Source organism: Lysinibacillus sp. TE18511 (assembly GCF_054062295.1).
On the sequence record NZ_JBSSFD010000016.1, the window covers coordinates 29,704 to 48,140 of the forward strand.

19 protein-coding genes are annotated in these 18,437 nt (G+C 37.9%); 5 read left to right on the forward strand and 14 right to left on the reverse strand.

Features of this window, described 5'->3' with window-relative positions:
- Positions 1-145: 145 nt before the first annotated feature.
- Positions 146-1,660 carry an osmoprotectant update ABC transporter permease/substrate-binding subunit OpuFB gene (opuFB, locus tag ACVWXS_RS13240; RefSeq protein ID WP_456958526.1) on the reverse strand — a complete coding sequence of 505 codons (1,515 nt, stop codon included), beginning with the start codon at positions 1,658-1,660 and terminating at the stop codon, positions 146-148.
- Positions 1,653-2,612 carry an ABC transporter ATP-binding protein gene (locus tag ACVWXS_RS13245; protein WP_456958527.1) on the reverse strand — a complete coding sequence of 320 codons (960 nt, stop codon included), beginning with the start codon at positions 2,610-2,612 and terminating at the stop codon, positions 1,653-1,655. The genes opuFB and ACVWXS_RS13245 overlap by 8 nt, the downstream gene beginning before the upstream one ends.
- Positions 2,613-3,211: 599 nt before the next feature.
- On the opposite strand from ACVWXS_RS13245, the gene ACVWXS_RS13250 reads away from it, so the two are divergent.
- Positions 3,212-3,355, forward strand: a complete 144-nt coding sequence (locus ACVWXS_RS13250; RefSeq protein ID WP_456958528.1) for a hypothetical protein — start codon at positions 3,212-3,214, stop codon at positions 3,353-3,355.
- A gap of 189 nt (positions 3,356-3,544) precedes the next feature.
- Complete coding sequence (locus tag ACVWXS_RS13255) at positions 3,545-4,306, forward strand: glucosaminidase domain-containing protein (RefSeq protein ID WP_456958529.1); 762 nt, start codon at positions 3,545-3,547, stop codon at positions 4,304-4,306.
- 53 nt (positions 4,307-4,359) lie between these two features.
- On the opposite strand, the gene ACVWXS_RS13260 is transcribed toward ACVWXS_RS13255, so the two are convergent.
- The 12 genes from ACVWXS_RS13260 to ACVWXS_RS13315 form a co-directional block, all read right to left on the reverse strand.
- Positions 4,360-5,175, reverse strand: coding sequence for a C40 family peptidase (locus tag ACVWXS_RS13260; protein WP_456958530.1), 816 nt, complete (start codon positions 5,173-5,175; stop codon positions 4,360-4,362).
- The gene (locus ACVWXS_RS13265; RefSeq protein ID WP_456958531.1) at positions 5,172-5,957 is read right to left on the reverse strand and encodes a serine hydrolase; all 786 of its coding nucleotides are present in this window, start codon (positions 5,955-5,957) and stop codon (positions 5,172-5,174) included. The genes ACVWXS_RS13260 and ACVWXS_RS13265 overlap by 4 nt, the downstream gene beginning before the upstream one ends.
- Before the next feature lie 7 nt (positions 5,958-5,964).
- Positions 5,965-6,897 (reverse strand): S66 peptidase family protein, encoded by a 933-nt coding sequence (locus ACVWXS_RS13270; RefSeq protein ID WP_456958532.1) that lies wholly within the window; start codon positions 6,895-6,897, stop codon positions 5,965-5,967.
- Positions 6,894-7,841, reverse strand: coding sequence for an ATP-binding cassette domain-containing protein (locus ACVWXS_RS13275; RefSeq protein WP_456958533.1), 948 nt, complete (start codon positions 7,839-7,841; stop codon positions 6,894-6,896). The genes ACVWXS_RS13270 and ACVWXS_RS13275 overlap by 4 nt, the downstream gene beginning before the upstream one ends.
- Complete coding sequence (locus ACVWXS_RS13280) at positions 7,831-8,886, reverse strand: ABC transporter ATP-binding protein (RefSeq protein WP_456958534.1); 1,056 nt, start codon at positions 8,884-8,886, stop codon at positions 7,831-7,833. The genes ACVWXS_RS13275 and ACVWXS_RS13280 overlap by 11 nt, the downstream gene beginning before the upstream one ends.
- Positions 8,887-8,900: 14 nt before the next feature.
- Complete coding sequence (locus tag ACVWXS_RS13285) at positions 8,901-9,875, reverse strand: ABC transporter permease (RefSeq protein ID WP_456958535.1); 975 nt, start codon at positions 9,873-9,875, stop codon at positions 8,901-8,903.
- On the reverse strand, positions 9,875-10,819 hold the full coding sequence (locus ACVWXS_RS13290; protein WP_456958536.1) for an ABC transporter permease: 945 nt from the start codon (positions 10,817-10,819) through the stop codon (positions 9,875-9,877). The genes ACVWXS_RS13285 and ACVWXS_RS13290 overlap by 1 nt, the downstream gene beginning before the upstream one ends.
- Before the next feature lie 130 nt (positions 10,820-10,949).
- Complete coding sequence (locus tag ACVWXS_RS13295) at positions 10,950-11,099, reverse strand: hypothetical protein (RefSeq protein WP_456958537.1); 150 nt, start codon at positions 11,097-11,099, stop codon at positions 10,950-10,952.
- 64 nt (positions 11,100-11,163) lie between these two features.
- Positions 11,164-12,987: a peptide ABC transporter substrate-binding protein gene (locus ACVWXS_RS13300; protein ID WP_456958538.1), complete on the reverse strand. Its 1,824-nt coding sequence runs from the start codon at positions 12,985-12,987 to the stop codon at positions 11,164-11,166.
- A gap of 206 nt (positions 12,988-13,193) precedes the next feature.
- Positions 13,194-14,258, reverse strand: a complete 1,065-nt coding sequence (locus tag ACVWXS_RS13305) for a dipeptide epimerase (RefSeq protein WP_456958539.1) — start codon at positions 14,256-14,258, stop codon at positions 13,194-13,196.
- 23 nt (positions 14,259-14,281) lie between these two features.
- Complete coding sequence (locus ACVWXS_RS13310) at positions 14,282-15,076, reverse strand: M55 family metallopeptidase (protein ID WP_456958540.1); 795 nt, start codon at positions 15,074-15,076, stop codon at positions 14,282-14,284.
- Positions 15,073-15,765 (reverse strand): M15 family metallopeptidase, encoded by a 693-nt coding sequence (locus ACVWXS_RS13315; protein WP_456958541.1) that lies wholly within the window; start codon positions 15,763-15,765, stop codon positions 15,073-15,075. Before ACVWXS_RS13315 ends, ACVWXS_RS13310 begins: the two co-directional genes overlap by 4 nt.
- Positions 15,766-16,451: 686 nt before the next feature.
- Here ACVWXS_RS13315 and ACVWXS_RS13320 point away from each other — a divergent pair.
- The 3 genes from ACVWXS_RS13320 to ACVWXS_RS13330 all read left to right on the forward strand — a co-directional run bounded on the left by ACVWXS_RS13320 (position 16,452) and on the right by ACVWXS_RS13330 (position 18,264).
- Complete coding sequence (locus ACVWXS_RS13320; RefSeq protein ID WP_456958542.1) at positions 16,452-17,021, forward strand: hypothetical protein; 570 nt, start codon at positions 16,452-16,454, stop codon at positions 17,019-17,021.
- A gap of 417 nt (positions 17,022-17,438) precedes the next feature.
- The gene (locus ACVWXS_RS13325) at positions 17,439-17,651 is read left to right on the forward strand and encodes a hypothetical protein (protein WP_456958543.1); all 213 of its coding nucleotides are present in this window, start codon (positions 17,439-17,441) and stop codon (positions 17,649-17,651) included.
- 91 nt (positions 17,652-17,742) lie between these two features.
- Positions 17,743-18,264, forward strand: a complete 522-nt coding sequence (locus ACVWXS_RS13330) for a GrpB family protein (protein WP_456958544.1) — start codon at positions 17,743-17,745, stop codon at positions 18,262-18,264.
- Positions 18,265-18,437 lie beyond the last annotated feature (173 nt).

Consider the following 18,437-nt stretch of genomic DNA (forward strand, 5'->3'; position numbering starts at 1 on the left):
GAAGCGTCAGCAACAAAGCGAGTAGCACGTAGCGGAAATCAGAGCCTTCAAATTAATCAAGATGGATAAAAATGGTTAATCAACATGCCTGGCTTAGAATATATAATTATGTCCCAGTCTCTACTTGTTTCATATGATGATCGGTTTACAACAGTCCAGCTTTCATTAAATATTCACGTGCCACATCTTCTACATTTTTACCTTCTACATTTACTTGATAATTCATTTCGCGCATCTCATCATCTGTTATTCGATTGGCCAGCTTATTTAAAGCTGTTTCGATCTCTGGATATTTATCTAGCGTCTCTTTCCTTAGTAAAGGGGCTCCTTGATAAGGTGGAAATAGTTGCTGATCATCTACCAAAACTTGCAAATTGTATTGACGTATTTCACTATCTGTTGAATAAGCATCTAATAAATCGATATTTCCTGTTTCGATCGCCTGATATCTAAGCTTTGGCTCCATTGTTGTTATATTAGGCAATGTAATACCATAACGGTTTTGAATACCCAAATAACCATCTTCTCGATCATTAAATTCCAATGTGAAGCCAGCTTTTATCGTTTCTTGAATAGGCTTAATGTCAGAAATTGATTGCAAATCATACGTTTCAGCCATTTCCTTTGATACAGCCAATGCATACGTATTGTTATATTTCATCGGACTTAGCATCACCATGCCAAATTTATTCATCATTCCTTCTTTTGCTTGATGATAAACATCTTCCTGATTATTATTGATGGCTTCCTCTTTTAAAAACTCAGAAATTGCCGTTCCAGTAAATTCTGGATAAATATCGATACTACCAGATTTAAGTGCATTAAATACAAAAGAAGTTTTACCAAGACCAGGTTTTAATTGCACCGTTAAGTCCGTTTCATTTTCAATAAGCAATTTATACATATTGATAAGAATCTCAGGCTCAGAGCCAAGCTTACCTGCAATGACAATTTCTTCTTGCTCTTTGAAGTTTAGTAGCGGCAGGATCATTATTGATAATGCGACAATGCTAATCATGCTCAATGCTGTCATCGTTTTTCTAAAGGACAGTGATTCTAGCTTTTTTAGCAAGAAGTCGAACACTAATGCTAAAATCGCCGCAGGAACAGCTCCTAAAATAATTAGTGCTGTATTATTTCGGTCAATACCAAGCAAAATGATATCCCCTAATCCTCCCGCTCCAATTAATGCTGCTAAAGTTGCCGTTCCAACGATTAATACCATAGCTGTTCTAATCCCTGCCATAATCACTGGCATAGCGAGCGGTAATTCTACCTTCACCAACCGCTTACGCTTATTCATCCCCATAGCCATTGCTGCCTCTTTTAAAGAAGGATCCACTTCGTTTATTCCCGTAAATGTATTACGTAAAATAGGAAGAAGAGCATAAACAACTAAGGCAATAATTGCAGGAACTTTCCCGATGCCAAACAACGGAATCAATAACCCTAATAGTGCTAATGAAGGAATCGTTTGTAAAACCGCACTAATCCCAATAATACTTTCCGCTATTTTCTTTTTATTCGTTAAATAGATTCCTAGAGGTATAGCAATGACTACTGCAAAAAATAGCGCTATAAAGGAAATTTGAATATGCTCTAATAAGGATGCCAATAGCTGGCCTTTTCGTTCGCTAAAAACGTCAAAGAAATTAGTCATTTGCATTACCTCTTTCTAAGGAATCATGCGCTAAATACTGCAGCATCGATGCTCTTGTGACCGTGCCAATTATTTTTCCGTTATCGACTACACCTAAACATTCAAATTGAGCTAATTTTTGAAGAATCGTTTGTAAAGAATCTTTAGATGAAATGCTTTCTTTACAATTTCTTTCACTATCTTCATCCGTAATTGGTTTCATTACAGCTTCAAGATGGAATGGATTCATTGTATTTACCCCAATAAACTCTCTCACAAAATCATTAACAGGATTTTGTATAATTTCTTGCGGCGTTCCTATTTGTACAATTTCCCCATCCCTCATCACACAAATGCGATCACCTAATTTTAAAGCCTCTTGCATATCATGCGACACAAAGACGATTGTTTTTTGTATGGCTCGTTGAAGCTCAAGTAGGTCATCTTGCAACTTCGTACGACTAATCGGATCTAAGGCACTGAATGGTTCATCCATTAAAATAATCTCGGGATCAGCTGCTAATGCTCGAACAACGCCCACTCTTTGTTGTTCACCACCGGAGAGCTCTTTTGGCTTACGCTGGCTATATTTGTCTGGTTCAAGTCCGACCATCTCCAATAATTCATACACTCGCTTTTGGATTTGCTGTTTACCCCATTTCTTTAATTCAGGGACTACGGCTATATTTTCTTCTATGGTCATATGAGGAAAAAGAGCAATCTGCTGAAGCACATAGCCAATATTCCAGCGTAATTCATGTATGTTATAATCACTTATTCTTTTTTCATTAATTCGAATGGTCCCTTCCGTTAAAGGAATTAAACGATTAATCATCTTTAATAATGTTGTTTTTCCGCAGCCACTCGGTCCAATAAGAACAAAAAATTCCCCTTTCTTGATTTCCAAATTAATAGCCTTCACTGCGACTTGATCATTTACATATTTTTTGGTGACATTTTCAAATGTTATCATTGTATATGCTCCTTTAGTTATGCTTTTACGTACATTATTTTTCTTCTTCATTTTCATATACGGTAAACATCGTAGATCTAGAACTAGCATTATTTTTAAAGAAACATCCTTTTTCTTCTATATAATTCACTAACTAAAGTCATTTCAAACTTTTTTTGATTCTACATCCAATGTTGGGGTTGAGTTATAAATAGGAAGGATCCTCTAATGTTCTGCCAACTGGTGCTTCATTGATGAAGTTCTATAAATAAACGCCAGAACTGCTGACTTTTCTTACCAGATGCTCTCCCAAATAAAAACAGTCCTAATCGGCATGATGATGAATAGAAAATCGAATAAGTAACATGAAATTACTATTTTTTAAGAAGTTAATAGCTTTTTAAAAGTTCATAATACCATTATTTGCAAGGCTCATCACCAAAAGTTGTGGATGACATTTGTTAAAACATATACTATGTAAATAAGTTGATTGGAGTGGAGGCTGGGTGACTCCTTGGGGATCAGCGAAAGAGGAACGAAGGCTAAGAGCATCACGTCCTGTGATAACGCCTTCGTGACCTACATCGTGTAGGCCCGAGACCCTGGAGCGAGCAACGCGAGTGAAGCGGCTCATCGGACGCCCCCAGGAAGCTCTGCTCTGCGCGAAAGCGAAGCGTCAGCGGCAAAGCGCACAGTCGGAACGGAAATCAACCACACGTTTTGGTGAAGAACCTTTTCCAAGGAACCAATCCCACTATATGTAACGATCATTTCATTTCTAAAATATGCTGGTAATTGAGGAAACTAATTAAGTTTTTTTTCGTTTTATGAATATGTACTCTATAAAATATAAACATGACTTTATTTCTATTTATGACTCTGTAATAATTATAAATATATTAACTTTATACGAAAGGAGGGAGATGTTGTAATCTACCAACATCAATGAAACAATGAAATACGTAATAAATTTTTTAAAAGGTCTTATGATTACAATCGTAGTTATCTGTATTTCGTTTTTTATGGTGACGCAGGTGTTCAATACGAATGAAACCCAAGAAGAACCTGAAGTTGTCGATAATAATCCTAGTGTTGAAGAGTTTATCGGCTCCATTGCTGAAATTGCTCGGAAACTTGGTGCTGAAAATGACTTATACGCATCGGTTATTATTGCGCAAGCTGTTTTAGAAAGTAATCATGGGCAAAGTGGCCTTGGCTCTTCTCCTAATAACAATTTGTTTGGCATGAAAGGTAGTTACCAAAATAACTCCGTAACATTGGAAACATCTGAGGATGATGGTTCGGGTAATATGACAACGGTGATGGCTGAATTCCGTAAGTATCCTTCTTACGAGGCTTCCCTACAAGATTATGTTAAATTAATGAACAATGGTGTTTCCTGGAACAAAGATTTCTATGCTGGCGTTTTTAAAAGCAATACGAAGTCCTATACAGATGCTACGAAGTTTTTAACAGGCTCCTATGCAACAGATTCAAAATACAATGAAAAGCTTAATGCAGTAATTGCAAAATATGACTTACAACAATATGACAGTCCTGTCAAAGATAAAAAAACGATTACCGTAGCCGATGGTGACTCCCTTATGCATATTGCAGAGGCGCATAACGTGAATGTGACGTCCATTAAACAATGGAATCAACTTCGATCTGATAGAATTGAAGCAGGCCAGCAATTAAACATTTATAAATATTAACGCAAAAAATCTCCATGTACAATTTTTGACATGGAGATTTTTTCTATTACTTCTTATTTAAATAAACTACCAACAGCGGTGATAGATGTTGCCAAATCTTTTCGATATTGCGGATGCTGGTCGTCCAGACTATTTATATTAACTTCGTTCCCATCAAGCGAAGAGTGTACATAAAGGTTATCCCCTATATATAAAGCAATATGTCCTGGGAAGTATAATAAGTCTCCCTTTTGTATGTGCTTTAGAGATATTTCCTTGATAGGAAAACCTTCAACGATTTTGGCATCGCGATAAATATATACCCCGTTTAGCATATATGCCATAGAACAGAGACCTGAGCAGTCAATTCCTAGTGGTGATTTTCCTCCCCAACGATAGGGTGTTGCTAAATAGCTAAGCGCTGTTTGGACAACATTTTCTCGTAATTGTTGCTCGGATAAGCTGTTAACTGGTATTTTTTCTTGTAGCCATTTCCTACGTACATAACCGATCTCACCTGACACTAATTGCACTGTTGCCCATTCTGGATCTAGCTCTTCAACAGCAGAAGAACAGATAATTGAGCCTTTAACAAGCGTCAGCATTTTCGCGCTTTGAATTAGAGGCTGCTGCAAAACATCGGCAAAGCTTTGGGTTATAAAATGGTTTGCTTCTTGTAGCCAAGTATCCATTTTCGCTTCATCAACTAGTAAGTGATCCTTCTGGCAATAACCTTCATAGCGATAAGCGGTTTGTATACGTACCCAGCTCTCATCAATTTCTTCCATGATTTGAACCGTCATTCCGTATAGTACCTCATCCACTAATTCTGAAGCGGCATCTGGCTTTGCATGTAAATTTGCAAGCATTGACGTCACAATGGCATTCATTTTATCATCCCCTTCCGCTTCACCAAATCATCATAAACAACTTTGGAAATACGACCGATTAACTGTCTTGCCTGATCATTATTCGTAACCTCGGTAATGAATATACCAATAAGATAATCACCAGAGCTACTGTAGACAATGCCAACATCATGATCTATCGTATCAAGACCACCTGTTTTATGAGCAAGTTTCACATCATCTACTAAATAACGCTTTAATGATTCGTGTACACGTTGACGACTTAAAATATCTAGCGTAAGCTCACTAAATGCTGGTGATAACAGGTTTCTGCGATAAATTCGCGAAAATAGATGTGCCATATCACGTGCAGATGTAGTATTATCAAAGCCTTTTGCAAGCCTTTCAACATCCATCATCTTGCGTTGGATTGTTGTATGCAGAAGCCCAATTTCACGAAAATATTGATTGAGTACATCCATCCCTAGAAAATCGATCAGGACATTTGTTGCGGTATTATCACTCGTAATAATCATCCACACTAAAAGCTCATAGATGGTGCTTTGCTCTAGGCGCTGTTCACTAATAACACTAAAGTCAACCCATTCTTCTGGTGCTATCTTCATTTCTTGCTCTAAGGATTTATTGTTGCTTTCTAAATAATTCAGCACAGCAAGCAGTATAGGTACCTTTATTAAGCTAGCACTTTGGAACACCTCTTCTAGCCTTTCGTTCATGAAAAATTGTTCTGTCTTAGGATCTTTCACAAACATATGCACTTTATAAGGCGTTTCTTGTAGCATCTGTTTGATTGTCCGCTCCATATTTCACCTACTCTACAACTTTAATCGTCTGATTTACCGTGTCCATTGTTATTGTTCGCCCTAAAGGCAGTGACATCGTTGGTAAACAGTGACCACAAGTGATATCCATGATAATAGGTTTTTTAAGTGGACCTAAAATTTCTTGAAAAACTGTTCGTAGGGATAGACTATGTTCAGGATGCTTAGGATTTTCAGGACCACAATTTGTCCAAGCTCCTAATAATAAACCGGCTACATCATCTAGCTTACCTGCCAATTTTAACTGGGTAAGCATCCGGTCCACTCGCTGCTCATTCTCGTCTATATCCTCCAAAAATAATATTTTTCCTTTTGTATCAATTTCATAAGGTGTCCCAAGAGATGCTGTAACGAGTGTTAAATTCCCTCCAATCAGCTGACCTGTTGCGTTGCCAGCTGCAAGTGTTGTCATATTACGGCCAGGTGCATTTTCAAGATAGTAATCACTTCGGTCTGTGGCTGTCACGCTTTGGATAAAAGAATTCCATGTATAGTCATCCATCTTTTCCTGAATAAACTCTGTAGATGGCATAGGTGTATGATACGTGACAAAGCCACATTGTTGGTTAAAGGCGATATGTAGTGCCGTCACATCGCTATAGCCAGCAAATACTTTGGGATTCGCCTTGATCATCTCGAAATCCAGAAGGGGTAAAATTTTCGTTGCTCCGTACCCTCCACGTATACAGAAGATGCCGTCAATATTTGAATCCCTAAACATCTCATTCACTTCAGAGGCACGTAGTTCATCAGAGCCCGCTAAGTAGCCATGCCTTGCTCGACAGGTCTCCCCTGCAACAACTTTAAAACCTAGCTTCTCGATGCTTTCTACAGCAGGAAGAAATTTTTCAGGCGGCGTGGCACCCGAAGCACTTATAAGACCAATTGTGTCCCCTTTTTTCAATGCCTTTGGACGAATCATTTGCTTACCTCCATTTTTAGTGAAGTTCGGTATCTTTCCAATTCCTCTTCATTGGCTAATACAAAATGACCTTCCTCCATTTCGATAAATGACGGTGGCTGAATGTCATAACGGTGCTGTGACGGATCATAGAATTCTACGACTTTATCACGCTCCTTATAAGGATTCGGCTCAGGTACTGCCGATAATAACGCCCTTGTATATGGATGAATAGGATTAGAAAACAGCTTTTCAGTCTCAGCTAACTCAACAATTTTGCCTTTATAAATAACAGCAGTTCGATCAGTAATAAAACGCACTACAGATAAGTCATGTGCAATGAATAAATAGGTTAAATCATTTTGCTGTTGGAGATTTGCTAGTAAGTTTAATACTTGTGCACGAATGGAAACGTCTAATGCTGAAATCGGTTCATCCGCAATAATAAACTCTGGCTCCATCACTAATGCTCGTGCAATGCCAATACGCTGTCGCTGTCCTCCTGAAAATTCATGCGGAAAGCGACTAGAAAACTCCGGTAATAATCCTACATTTAATAGGGCATTACGTACCTTCTGTTGGCGATCGGCCTCATTTTTGAAATTTTTAGTATTGATAAGCCCCTCGGAAATAATATAGTCAACCTTGGCGCGTTCATTTAGAGATGCCATAGGGTCTTGAAAAATCATTTGGATTTTCTGTGTAATTTCTCGATCCCACTCTTTTGAGATTTTGCCATTTACTTTCTTACCGTGATACAGTATTTGGCCTTCAGTCACTTCATTGATACGCATAATAGCTCGACCAATCGTTGTTTTTCCCGAACCTGATTCACCGACTAAGCCAAATGTTTCACCTTTGAAAATACCGAAGCTGACATCATCAATAGCTATAAATTTATTTTTGCCTTTACCAAAAACAACCTTTAAATTTTTCACCTCGAGTAACACTTCTTTATGGCTCATACGCGTATCGTCTCCCTTCTTCGAAAAATGCTTGTAGCGCTTCAGGAGGCTCTACTTTAGGAGCGAGTGGATCTAATAGCCATGTCCGAGCATAATGTGTGTCACTCACCTGAAAAAATGGCGGACGTTCTACAAAATCAATCTTTAATGCATATTGATTGCGAGGTGCAAAAGCATCTCCTTTAATTTCCTGAAAAAGATTTGGTGGAGTACCTTTGATCGAATAAAGCTGCTCCCCTTTTGAGCCAAGTTGCGGTAATGAAGAAATGAGTGCCCATGTATAGGGATGCTTGCCATTAAAGAAAATTTCATGCGTCTTTCCCACCTCGATGACATCACCTGCATACATGACAGCAATACGGTCAGCAACCTTCGCTACAACGCCTAAATCATGCGTTATATAAACAGTTGTTAGTCCATATTTTTGCTGGAGATTTTTTAAAAGCTGCAAAATTTGTGCTTGGATTGTTACGTCTAATGCAGTTGTTGGCTCATCACAAATTAAAATTTTAGGCTTACAAGCTAGTGCAATAGCTATCACAATTCGTTGACGCATGCCACCCGAAAATTCGTGAGGATATTGCTTATAGCGCTTTTCCACATCGTGAATACCAACATCTTTTAACAATTTCAACGTTTCTTCGTATGCTTCTTTGCCATTTACATTCTGATGTAAAACAACACATTCCTCAATTTGCTTGCCAATTGTTTTAAGTGGATTTAATGATGTCATTGGATCCTGTGTAACCATTGCCACTTCTTTTCCACGAATGCTTAGCCACTCCTGCTCGGTTTTAAACTGTGCTAAATCCTCGTCGTTGTAGATGATTTTCCCCTGATCAATGTAGCCATTTTTATCGAGTAAGCCCATAATCGATTTCATCAGCACTGACTTTCCTGAACCAGATTCGCCAACGATTGCAAAACTTTCACCTTTGTATAAATCAAGGGATATATTACGAATGGCTGTTAGCACTCTGCCACGAAGTGTAAATTTAATGACTAGGTTTTGAATTGTTAAAATAGGTGATTTAGTTTGTGTCACTCTCAATATCCCCCTTATACATGATTTTTCGGATCTGCTGCATCTGCAAATGAATTTCCTATAATATAAAATGCAATCGTAATGACACTTAATACAATACTTGGAAAAATGAGCTGATATCGTAAATCGGGAGACATCATGAGTACCCGGCCTTCATTGATTAAATTTCCTAAAGACGGTTCACTAATCGGTAGTCCTAATCCGATGTATGTTAAAAAAACTTCAGCGCCTATTGCAAATGGTATCGCCAGACTCATTCGTAACATAATGACTGAAATGAGATAGGGTAATAGATTTTTTAAAATAATGCGGTAATCAGGTGTTCCTAAACATTTTGAAGCTAAGTTATATTCACGATCACGTAAAATAACAATTTGATTGCGGATAAACCTTGCCATTTCTACCCAACCAGTAATACACATGGCAATAATAATGGTTGAAATACTCGGTCGCAAAATATAGGACATTAAAATAAGTACAATGGTTGTCGGTATATTATCAACGACGTTATAAAGCTGTGTGATGGGCACCTCTAATTTGCGTGAAAAGCCCCAAAGTGTACCGATTGTAATACCAACGATCGCTTCTACTAAAGCAACGACACAGCCAATAAATAACGAGGTCCTTGTCCCTGCCCAAATACGTGACCATAAATCTTGTCCAATAGAGTTCGTCCCAAACCAAAATTCAGCGTTCGGTGCAATATTACGTGCTTGGAGACCTGTCTGCTCATCGGTATATATTTCAGTAGGCGATTTTTGTGCTGGTAAATACGGCTGTAAAATGGTAAAGGTTACGATAATAAGCACGCCCACTAATAAAAAGACAGCGATGCGATTTTTCAAAAAGGATTTCCATGTTGAACGCCAATAGGAGTAATTAGAATAGGCAGTTTCTTCAGCTTGACGTTCATCTACTTCCGCAAATTCGAACAATGTTTCACGTGATTTGTTTGAAATATTGTTAATTTCTTCTGAATACATCCCCATTAACGTACACTCTCCCCTTTCCCTAATTTAATCCTTGGATCAACAAGGGCCATTGCTATATCACCTAAAATTAGTCCGATAATTCCAAGCGAAGAGAACACAAGCACTAAGCCTTGTACAATCGTATTATCCTGTCGCTGTATAGCATCTACGAGTAAGCCCCCCATCCCAGGAATGGAATATAAGGATTCAATGTAGATGGAACCTGTAATGGTAAAAAGAATCGTTGCAGGTAAATATTGTGCCATCGGAATAAAAGCGTTTCGTAGTACATGTTTAAACATTAATGTACGCTCTTTCACTCCTTTTGCTCGTGCAAGTTTAATATAATCTTTGTTTAGTTCATCTACCATGTAACGTCGCATCCACATGGCATAGGAGGCAGTCGGTGCTAACGCCATTGAAATTAGCGGTAAAATCCAAGTAACGGGATTATACTCATCAAAAAGCATTGGTAAATGAACAATTTCTGTAATATACATTTGAATGACTAAATAGTAAACGGCAGCTGGCACTGCAACAACAACGACGATATAGCCAGTCCCTAAGCGGTCCAACCAGCGTCCCTTCATCTGAGCCATTAGTATACCAAGCGGGACCCCGATAAGAAGAGATAGTGCAACCGCACCTAAACCAAATAACACCGAATACATCATCTTATCTGCAATAATCGTGACGACTGGTACATCTGTCCGATATGTAACGGATTTACCTAAATCACCTTGAAACAGATCAGTATAAAAATTTCCCAATTGCACAAGCAAAGGATCACGTAAACCTAAATTCGTTAAATATACCTCTTGTTGTGCAGGTGACATTTTATCCGCTGCTGACCCTAAATAACCTTCTTCTGGCATTAAACGTAATAAAGAAAAAACAATCGTGATTATAATAAAAAGTGTGAAAATGGATTGTAATAATCGTTTGCCTATATACCACAGCATCCTATCATCCCTCCGTTTCTCAGAAAGACTAAAGGAGATGCCGATTATTTATTCGGTATCTCCTCGAATCAATTTCGCCTTGGCGTAATTGCGTCCGGATTTTGAATTGTGCACGCACAATTCATTCCTTTCAAAATCTGTGACATCCGCCGGAGGCATTATCTTCATTCAGTAGGTGTTTGGACACTCGCTGAATAGGAACCATATCCGCAATCATCTCGCCACCTTCAGAGATTGGAATCGTCTGTAGCTGCCGCTTTGCTTTCGCTACAAAAAACATTTGCTGAATGAAGATAATTACTTACACCGCTTTATCTTGAATGTAGCAATGATCTTTGTTCCCATTATTTCGCTGCTTTAGCTAATGCATCCGCACGTTCCTGCTCCCACTTCGCTAAAGCTTCTTTAAACTCTTCATTACTCATTGGTTTTTCTAAAATTCGTTGACCTTTAAATTTCTCGGCAGTCACACCAAATGGAGAGTATTGAGCCTCAAATGGATTTAATTTAGAAGCAACATAGCCGCTACCCCCTACTGAATAAGGAATGACAAATGCCTCTTCAATTAAGAAGGCTTCTGCTTTGGCAAACAGCTCGTAACGTTTTGCTGGATCGATCGTTGCCTTTGCTTCGTCCACTAAGTTTTGATATTTTGATTTTCCATTTGCTTCTGTATAACCTTCAGCTAGCTCTGGTTTATTATAAGTACCATCGACAGTGAATGGATCCGTATACGTTGATGGATCGGCATAGTCTGGACCCCAGTTTGCTTCAAGTAATGCAAATTTACCAGGTTTACGAACTTCTGATAAAAAGCCTGTTGATGGTCCAGCCTCTATAATAATGTCTACATAATCCGTACCTAATAATTTTTCAATCTGCTGTTCAACTACTTGTGAACGATTTGCCCAATCTGGACTGCCAGAATTATAAGGCATTAACACTTTTACTGGGAAAGTTGCTTTTCCTGCTAAAGCTATCTTCGCTTTTTCCTTGTATTGTAATGCCATATCCTTGTTAAAGGTGTCATTATTTGAAATATCAGCGAATGGCGCTAATTGTGTATAGTCAACACCCTCTACATTCACAAAGTTTTTAGGCGTGATTGTGTTGCTCAGCAAATCTTTTGGATTATAAGGTTCTAAAGTTAGCATTGCAGATTCACGGTCGAGCGCATGGAATAGTGATTTTCGGAAATCTTTATTGTTGACCGCGACTTTCCAATTTTCAGGTTCGTATTCTGCATCAAATTGCGGGTTAAAGTTTAGTGCATAGAAATACGTATAGAAGTTATTTTGTGTTTGACGAATTTGAGATTTTTTCTTGTCGTCTTTAAACCACTCATCAATGATCGATGTTGGAATACTCGCTGAATCGATTTCTCCTCGTAAAAATAGTTCTGGTGCCACTGTAGCCGCTTCTTTATTGTATTTATAGCGAATACGATCAATCAGTACATTGTCTTTATCCCAATACTTATCATTTTTCACAAGTACGCGCTCATTTTGCGGTTCAAATTTATCTAAAATAAAGGATCCGTTATAAAGGAAATTTTCACGAGTTGTACCAAAGCTATCTCCTTTTTCTTCTATAAATTTACCATTAACCGGGAAGAAACAGACATAGTTCAACATAGAAAGGAAATAAGGTGTAGGCGTTTCTAAAGTATATTCAACTGTATGTTGATTAATCGCCTTTATACCGACCTTCGTAAAGTCTGTCATCTCACCGTTAAAGAAGGCATTCCCATTTTTTACAACTGTAGCAATCCAAGCTGTCGATGATTCATTCTTGGCATCCAGCACATAATGTAAGCCATCTACAAAATCTTGAGCGACAACATCTGCGTACTCTTTACCATCATGGGTAACCCATTTTGCATCTTCACGAAGCTTGAATGTCCAAACAGTAGCATCGTCATTTGATGACCATTCTTTGGCTAAGCCTGGTTGTACGACACCATACTTGTCATATTCAATCAATCCATCGACTAAGTTCGCAGCCACGGCAAACTCATTCGTTTCAGAGGTCTTTAAGTAATTTAACGTTTTTATTTCCCCCGAATAAACAACGCGATACTCTGATTTTTTTTCCTTTGAAGAATCATCACTACATGCTGCACAAAGCATTACAACAAGACACACGAAAAGCAACCAATACTTTTTCATAATAAACAACCCCCCTAGTAATCTTTTTATCCAGCATTAACGGGCAGTAATTTATCTGTACCGAAAGCGAAGCGTCAGGTACAAGAAACTCCTTTCTGAAGCAAAAAATATAGATGGGCAATTAACTGCCCGTAAAAGCCCGATTGATGAAGACTAACAATCCGCATGGGATGAGGAATCCCCCCACTGATTGAAATCTCACTTTATTATGAAAATCCTATTCCAACTGCATCCGTCATCCTAATTCGATCATTTTCAAATAGTGGACCACCTGCAATAGGATCTTTCAAACATAAACTTGGTCCGTCTAAATCTACCATCGTGATATTTTTCTGCGATGCGGCAAAATGTGCAGCGGCACTGACACTAATTTTGGACTCTAGCATACAGCCAATCATGCATGGTATGTCGTTTGCCTCTGCAATGTGACAAATTTTCTGCGCTTGATAAATGCCCCCTGTTTTCATGAGCTTAATATTAATCAAGTCCGCAGCTCGCTTTTCAATAATGGTATAGGCGTCTTTTGCGGAGAACACACTTTCATCTGCCAAAATATTTGTCAAAGTATGGGCCGTCACGAATTGCATTCCTGCAAGATCATGACAATGAACAGGCTGCTCAACCAATTCGACATTCGCACCTGCATCTTCAAGTGCACGAATAATTTGTACAGCTTGCTTCGGTGTCCAGCCTTGATTCGCATCAACTCGTAATGTGATGGCGTGTCCAACTGCATCACGAATGGCAACAACTCGCGCCACATCCCCTACTGGATCTTTCCCCACCTTGATTTTTAAAATGTGAAACCCCCGCTGCACCGCGGCTATACTATCCTTCACCATTTCTTCAGTATCATTTACACTAATCGTAATATCCGTTACTAATTCTTTGCGATAACCCCCTAATAATTTATACAGAGGTGTTTGATAGTGTTTCGCAAATAAATCATAAATCGCCATATCTACAGCGGCTTTAGCACTGGTGTTTTGATAAATACTGTTGTCGATTCGCGCCATAATTTCTGTCATGTCCTCAATATCCATCCCGATAATGGCTGGCTTTATATACGCTTCTATAGCGTGTGAAATAGACCCCAATGTTTCACCAGTAATAGCTGCAGTTGGCGCCGCTTCACCGATACCTATATGCCCATCATCCGTGTGGACATAGACGGCAATATTGTGAATGCTATGCACTGTTCTTAGTGCGGTTTTAAACGGTGTTATAAGTGGTGCCTCTACCTTTCCGACGACAATCTGTTTTATTTTCATCCATTCACCTACCGTTTGTTTACTTATGTTAAGAACTGTAAAAGTCGAAGCACCTCATAAAAATCATCCGTTACAAATTCCACTGTATTATGTGGCTTAAACGAAGCGTTCGGATAGAATGAATTTCGATATGCTCGCGTATGATCCCGATAAATGATTTCCACTACAAATCGCTCAGGCAATGTTACTTGTAAATCTTCACGTGACACCTTCATCGAGTCCTCAACAAGTCGTTTCGTTTCCATAATTGTCAGCTGTGGACTCACGCTAATCGTCGCATTTCCTATCCCTTCTTTTGTAGCAAATGTAATAATACTGTCATTGATGGAGCGAATTTCTTCTGTTAACCCCACATCCCCACTAACAAATGACACTGGTACACCATGTAAAGCAGCCGCATACGTATTAATTAAAAATTCACTCGCATACTCACCATTAATTTTCACATCAGCAAAAACACAAAGCGTATGTGCTAATGGATTCCTTGCACTTCCACCTTTACTGTGATAGCCAATAAAAATGGCGCGATCAAAGCTCTTATCAAGTCCCGCTACCATACACATCGGGTCATACGTCCACCCCCGAATGACCTTGCAGTTTACTGGCAAATTAGAAATATCAAGATTACGCGCTGAATCATGAGCATCCTTTAATAAAATTTCAGTTGCTCCACCAAGAATAGCCCCCTCTATAGCTGCCTCTACTTCCTTTGTCATTTGCTCTTGGAAAAATTGATAATCTGGCGCATTTAGCTCCGTTTCACTCCAAGCTGTTGTCCCTGTAATTCCTTCAATATCTGCACTAATATAGACCTTCATAGAAATCGAAACTCCTTTACTTTATTGTCTTGGATCATTGCCTCCACAGCTCCATAACTAGCTTCTTGCGATCCTACACGTCTCGCCCATGAAGCATTATTGAAATCAAAATGCCACCATTCCTCTGAATAATTTGTAAAACCAACCATTGTCAAACAGTTATACAGTAGACGTCGATGTACACAAGCTTCCCAATCTTCCTCTGGATGTTGTTCAAAATAGCGTGTCGCAGACTTTTCACTGATTTCATCAAATGCTGTACCTAAATTTAAAGCATTGCCATCTAAATCGCCTAGCGTCACATCAATCGCTCCACCTGTTAAATGTGGGGCAAAATGAGCATGATCAATGCTAGGAAACGCAACATACTTCTGCGTTTCTCTAACAATCTCTTGTTCAGTAAAATGTGGAGAAAGTTTTGCAATTTGCTTTGAAAAACTCGTAAACAAATATTGCTGCACTTGGAACGGTCGATAGCCATCATATAAGATCAGGCTATAATTTTTAGACAATAATAACAGCGCTTGTGTTAATCGTTCATACACACTCTGACGTAAATAAATCGCTTGTAAACTGTTTGGTATTTTTTGATGATAGTAAATTGGCTCAATAAAAATCCTAGAATGTTCTTCTCCAATTTGAATTAATGGCTCGCCATTTTCACAAATTGCTGGCGTTGATTCCCTCATTGAAGTTATATTTTCCTCAATAGGTCGAAAAACGGCGTCATATATAGTACCCACCTCCAATTTCAGGTTTCGATAAAATTTTTAGATAATTCAGTTTTCATTGAATGTATCACACCTTAAATTTATTGACTAGATAAAAAAAGAAATATTACAAAATAATGGCTATTCTCTTCTTTTTTTACAAAGTAAGTCAATAAAGTCGAAAAGCCTTGTTTTTTCACCTATTTGAAATTTTATTCATGGATCGAATAGAAGATTACTGAAATAGCACAAAAAATGACGAATGACGCTTGGTCCATCCTCATGTAGTTCTAAAATTCTATATTAAAAACTAAAACCTCCATTTTGAATAAACATTAATCAAAATGGAGGTAAACTCTTTGTATTTGGTTATTTTAAGACACGGTTTGTTACTACGAGACGAAAATGGCGACTTGTTGCCATTTGAAGACGAAGACGGCTATCCATTTTCACTACCTGTTTGGAAAAGCCGGAGCTTTGTTGACATAATAGCTGCCAATTGAAACAAGTCATTCGAAGCGTTCAATATACCGCTTTCGATTTTTCTAGACCTTATAAAAGTAGTCCCTTATATTTAATTGGTAAATAATTAAACTTGAATTTTTTATTGAAATGTCAGAGTAGGTTTGTTGAAGATGATAATCTAAAATATGAGGTGGTAAGAGATGAGCATTGTAGATTTTAAAAAAAGTATTTCTGACTTAAGCAAGTTTATTTATTTTGATAATAACGATTATCTACGAGAAAAGACCTCGAATCCTTTGAAGTTAAAAGAAGTTATTGCTGAAGCTGAAAATTTATTGAAAACTAATGAAGAAGATAAATATTTTCTTTACGGAACAATAGGTAATTTGTATAGAATTTGCGGAGAGCCTCAGAGAGCAATAAATTATTTAAACTATTGCCTGAGTTACGCATTAGAAGAAGGAAACATAAGAAATGAAATAGTTACATTAATACGACTTGGAGAAGCGTTAAAATATGATAAGAAACATAATGAAGCGTTAGAGTTTTTTGATGAAGCTCTCAATAAATGTAAAGCCAATAAAATAGACGCGTACTTAGATTTTGCTTTACAACATAAGGGAAAATCTCTGATGGAATTGGGAAAGTTTGTTGAAGCTGAAAAATGCTTTATACAAGCATTCAAGCTACGAGAAATTAAAGGTGATATTACTTTAATTGATTCTACTAAACAAGCATTGGATTTGGTGAAAAGATTAAAAAACCAATAAAATTCACTAATGGTTGCTTAAATTGAATAAAAATTAAACAACTTTAAAGAGTCTTACTACAATAATTTGTAGCAAGGCTCTTATATTTTTGTATCATAATTAAATAGGATCATCACCGTATTGGAGTGTAGACAGGCGACTCTGGGAATTAGCGTCGAGGGTACTGAAAAAGTCGATTTGCCACAGAAAATGTGATGCAAATCGGCTTTTTTGAGTTTCTACATCCAACAAAAGCTAGATGTATACAATTTAACATTCCTCCACACTTTCGATGAAGAGTTTAAGTTAATTGAATCAAATTTAATTGGTTATATAACCTAACACCTCCCAAATATTGTAATTTCTTGATATAAAATGGCTCATCACCAAAAGTTGTGGGTGACATTTGTTAAGACGTATGCCTTGTATATAAGTTGATTGGAGTGGAGACTGGGCGACTCCTTGGGGATCAGCGACACAAATGAGACCCTGGAGCGAGCAACGCGAGTCAAGCGGCTCATCGGACGCCCCCAGGAAGCTCTGCTCTGCGCGAAAGCGAAGCGTCAGCGGCAAATGTTTTATCTGTGCGAAAGCGAAGCGACAGCAACAAAGCGCCCAGTCGGAACGGAAATCAACCACACGTTATGGTGATGAGCCTATAAAATCTTAATTTACTTTTTATAGTATGATAGTTATAAAGATTTACTCGATTGCGAAAAATATAAGTTGAGGAGGATGCTTAATGAAAGTTAGATTATCAGATTACACTGAAGATTGGAAAGTGATGTTTGAAGTAGAAGTAAAAATATTAAAAGCTATTTTTGGTGATGAAATAATATCTTTTGAGCATTTTGGTAGCACTTCCATTCCAGGTATGAAAGCAAAGCCTGTAATAGATATGATGTGTATAGTAAATGAAATCGAAAAAATAGATTCATACAACGAACAAATGAAATTAATGCAGTATGATGTAGCTGGTGAATGGGGAATTGAGGGGAGAAGGTTATTCCGTAAAGGTGGAGAAAACAGGACACACCATCTTCATTTTTATCAATCTGATAACCCGCAAATTAAGCGTCACATAGTTTTTCGAGATTATCTTCTTGCAAATCCAGAAGAAGCTAGTAGATATAGTCAATTTAAAGAAGCTTTAGCGAATAAATATGAGTCAACTCGTGATTATAGCCCTGCTAAAAAAGCATTTGTTTCAGCAATGGAGAAAAAAGCACTTGCTTGGCATTTATGCTTTCAGCTATTGTCATAAAGCTTTTAGTATTTTAAGACAAACACCTTTGACAGATTATTACCATGATTGTTTATGGAGGAAATGATGAGTTCGGTAAGCCTCTTCGTAAAGATAATGCATAAATACAAACAAAACCAGCAAAACACCTTTTCGGTGTCGTACTGGTTTTGTTGAAGTACATCTTAAATCGT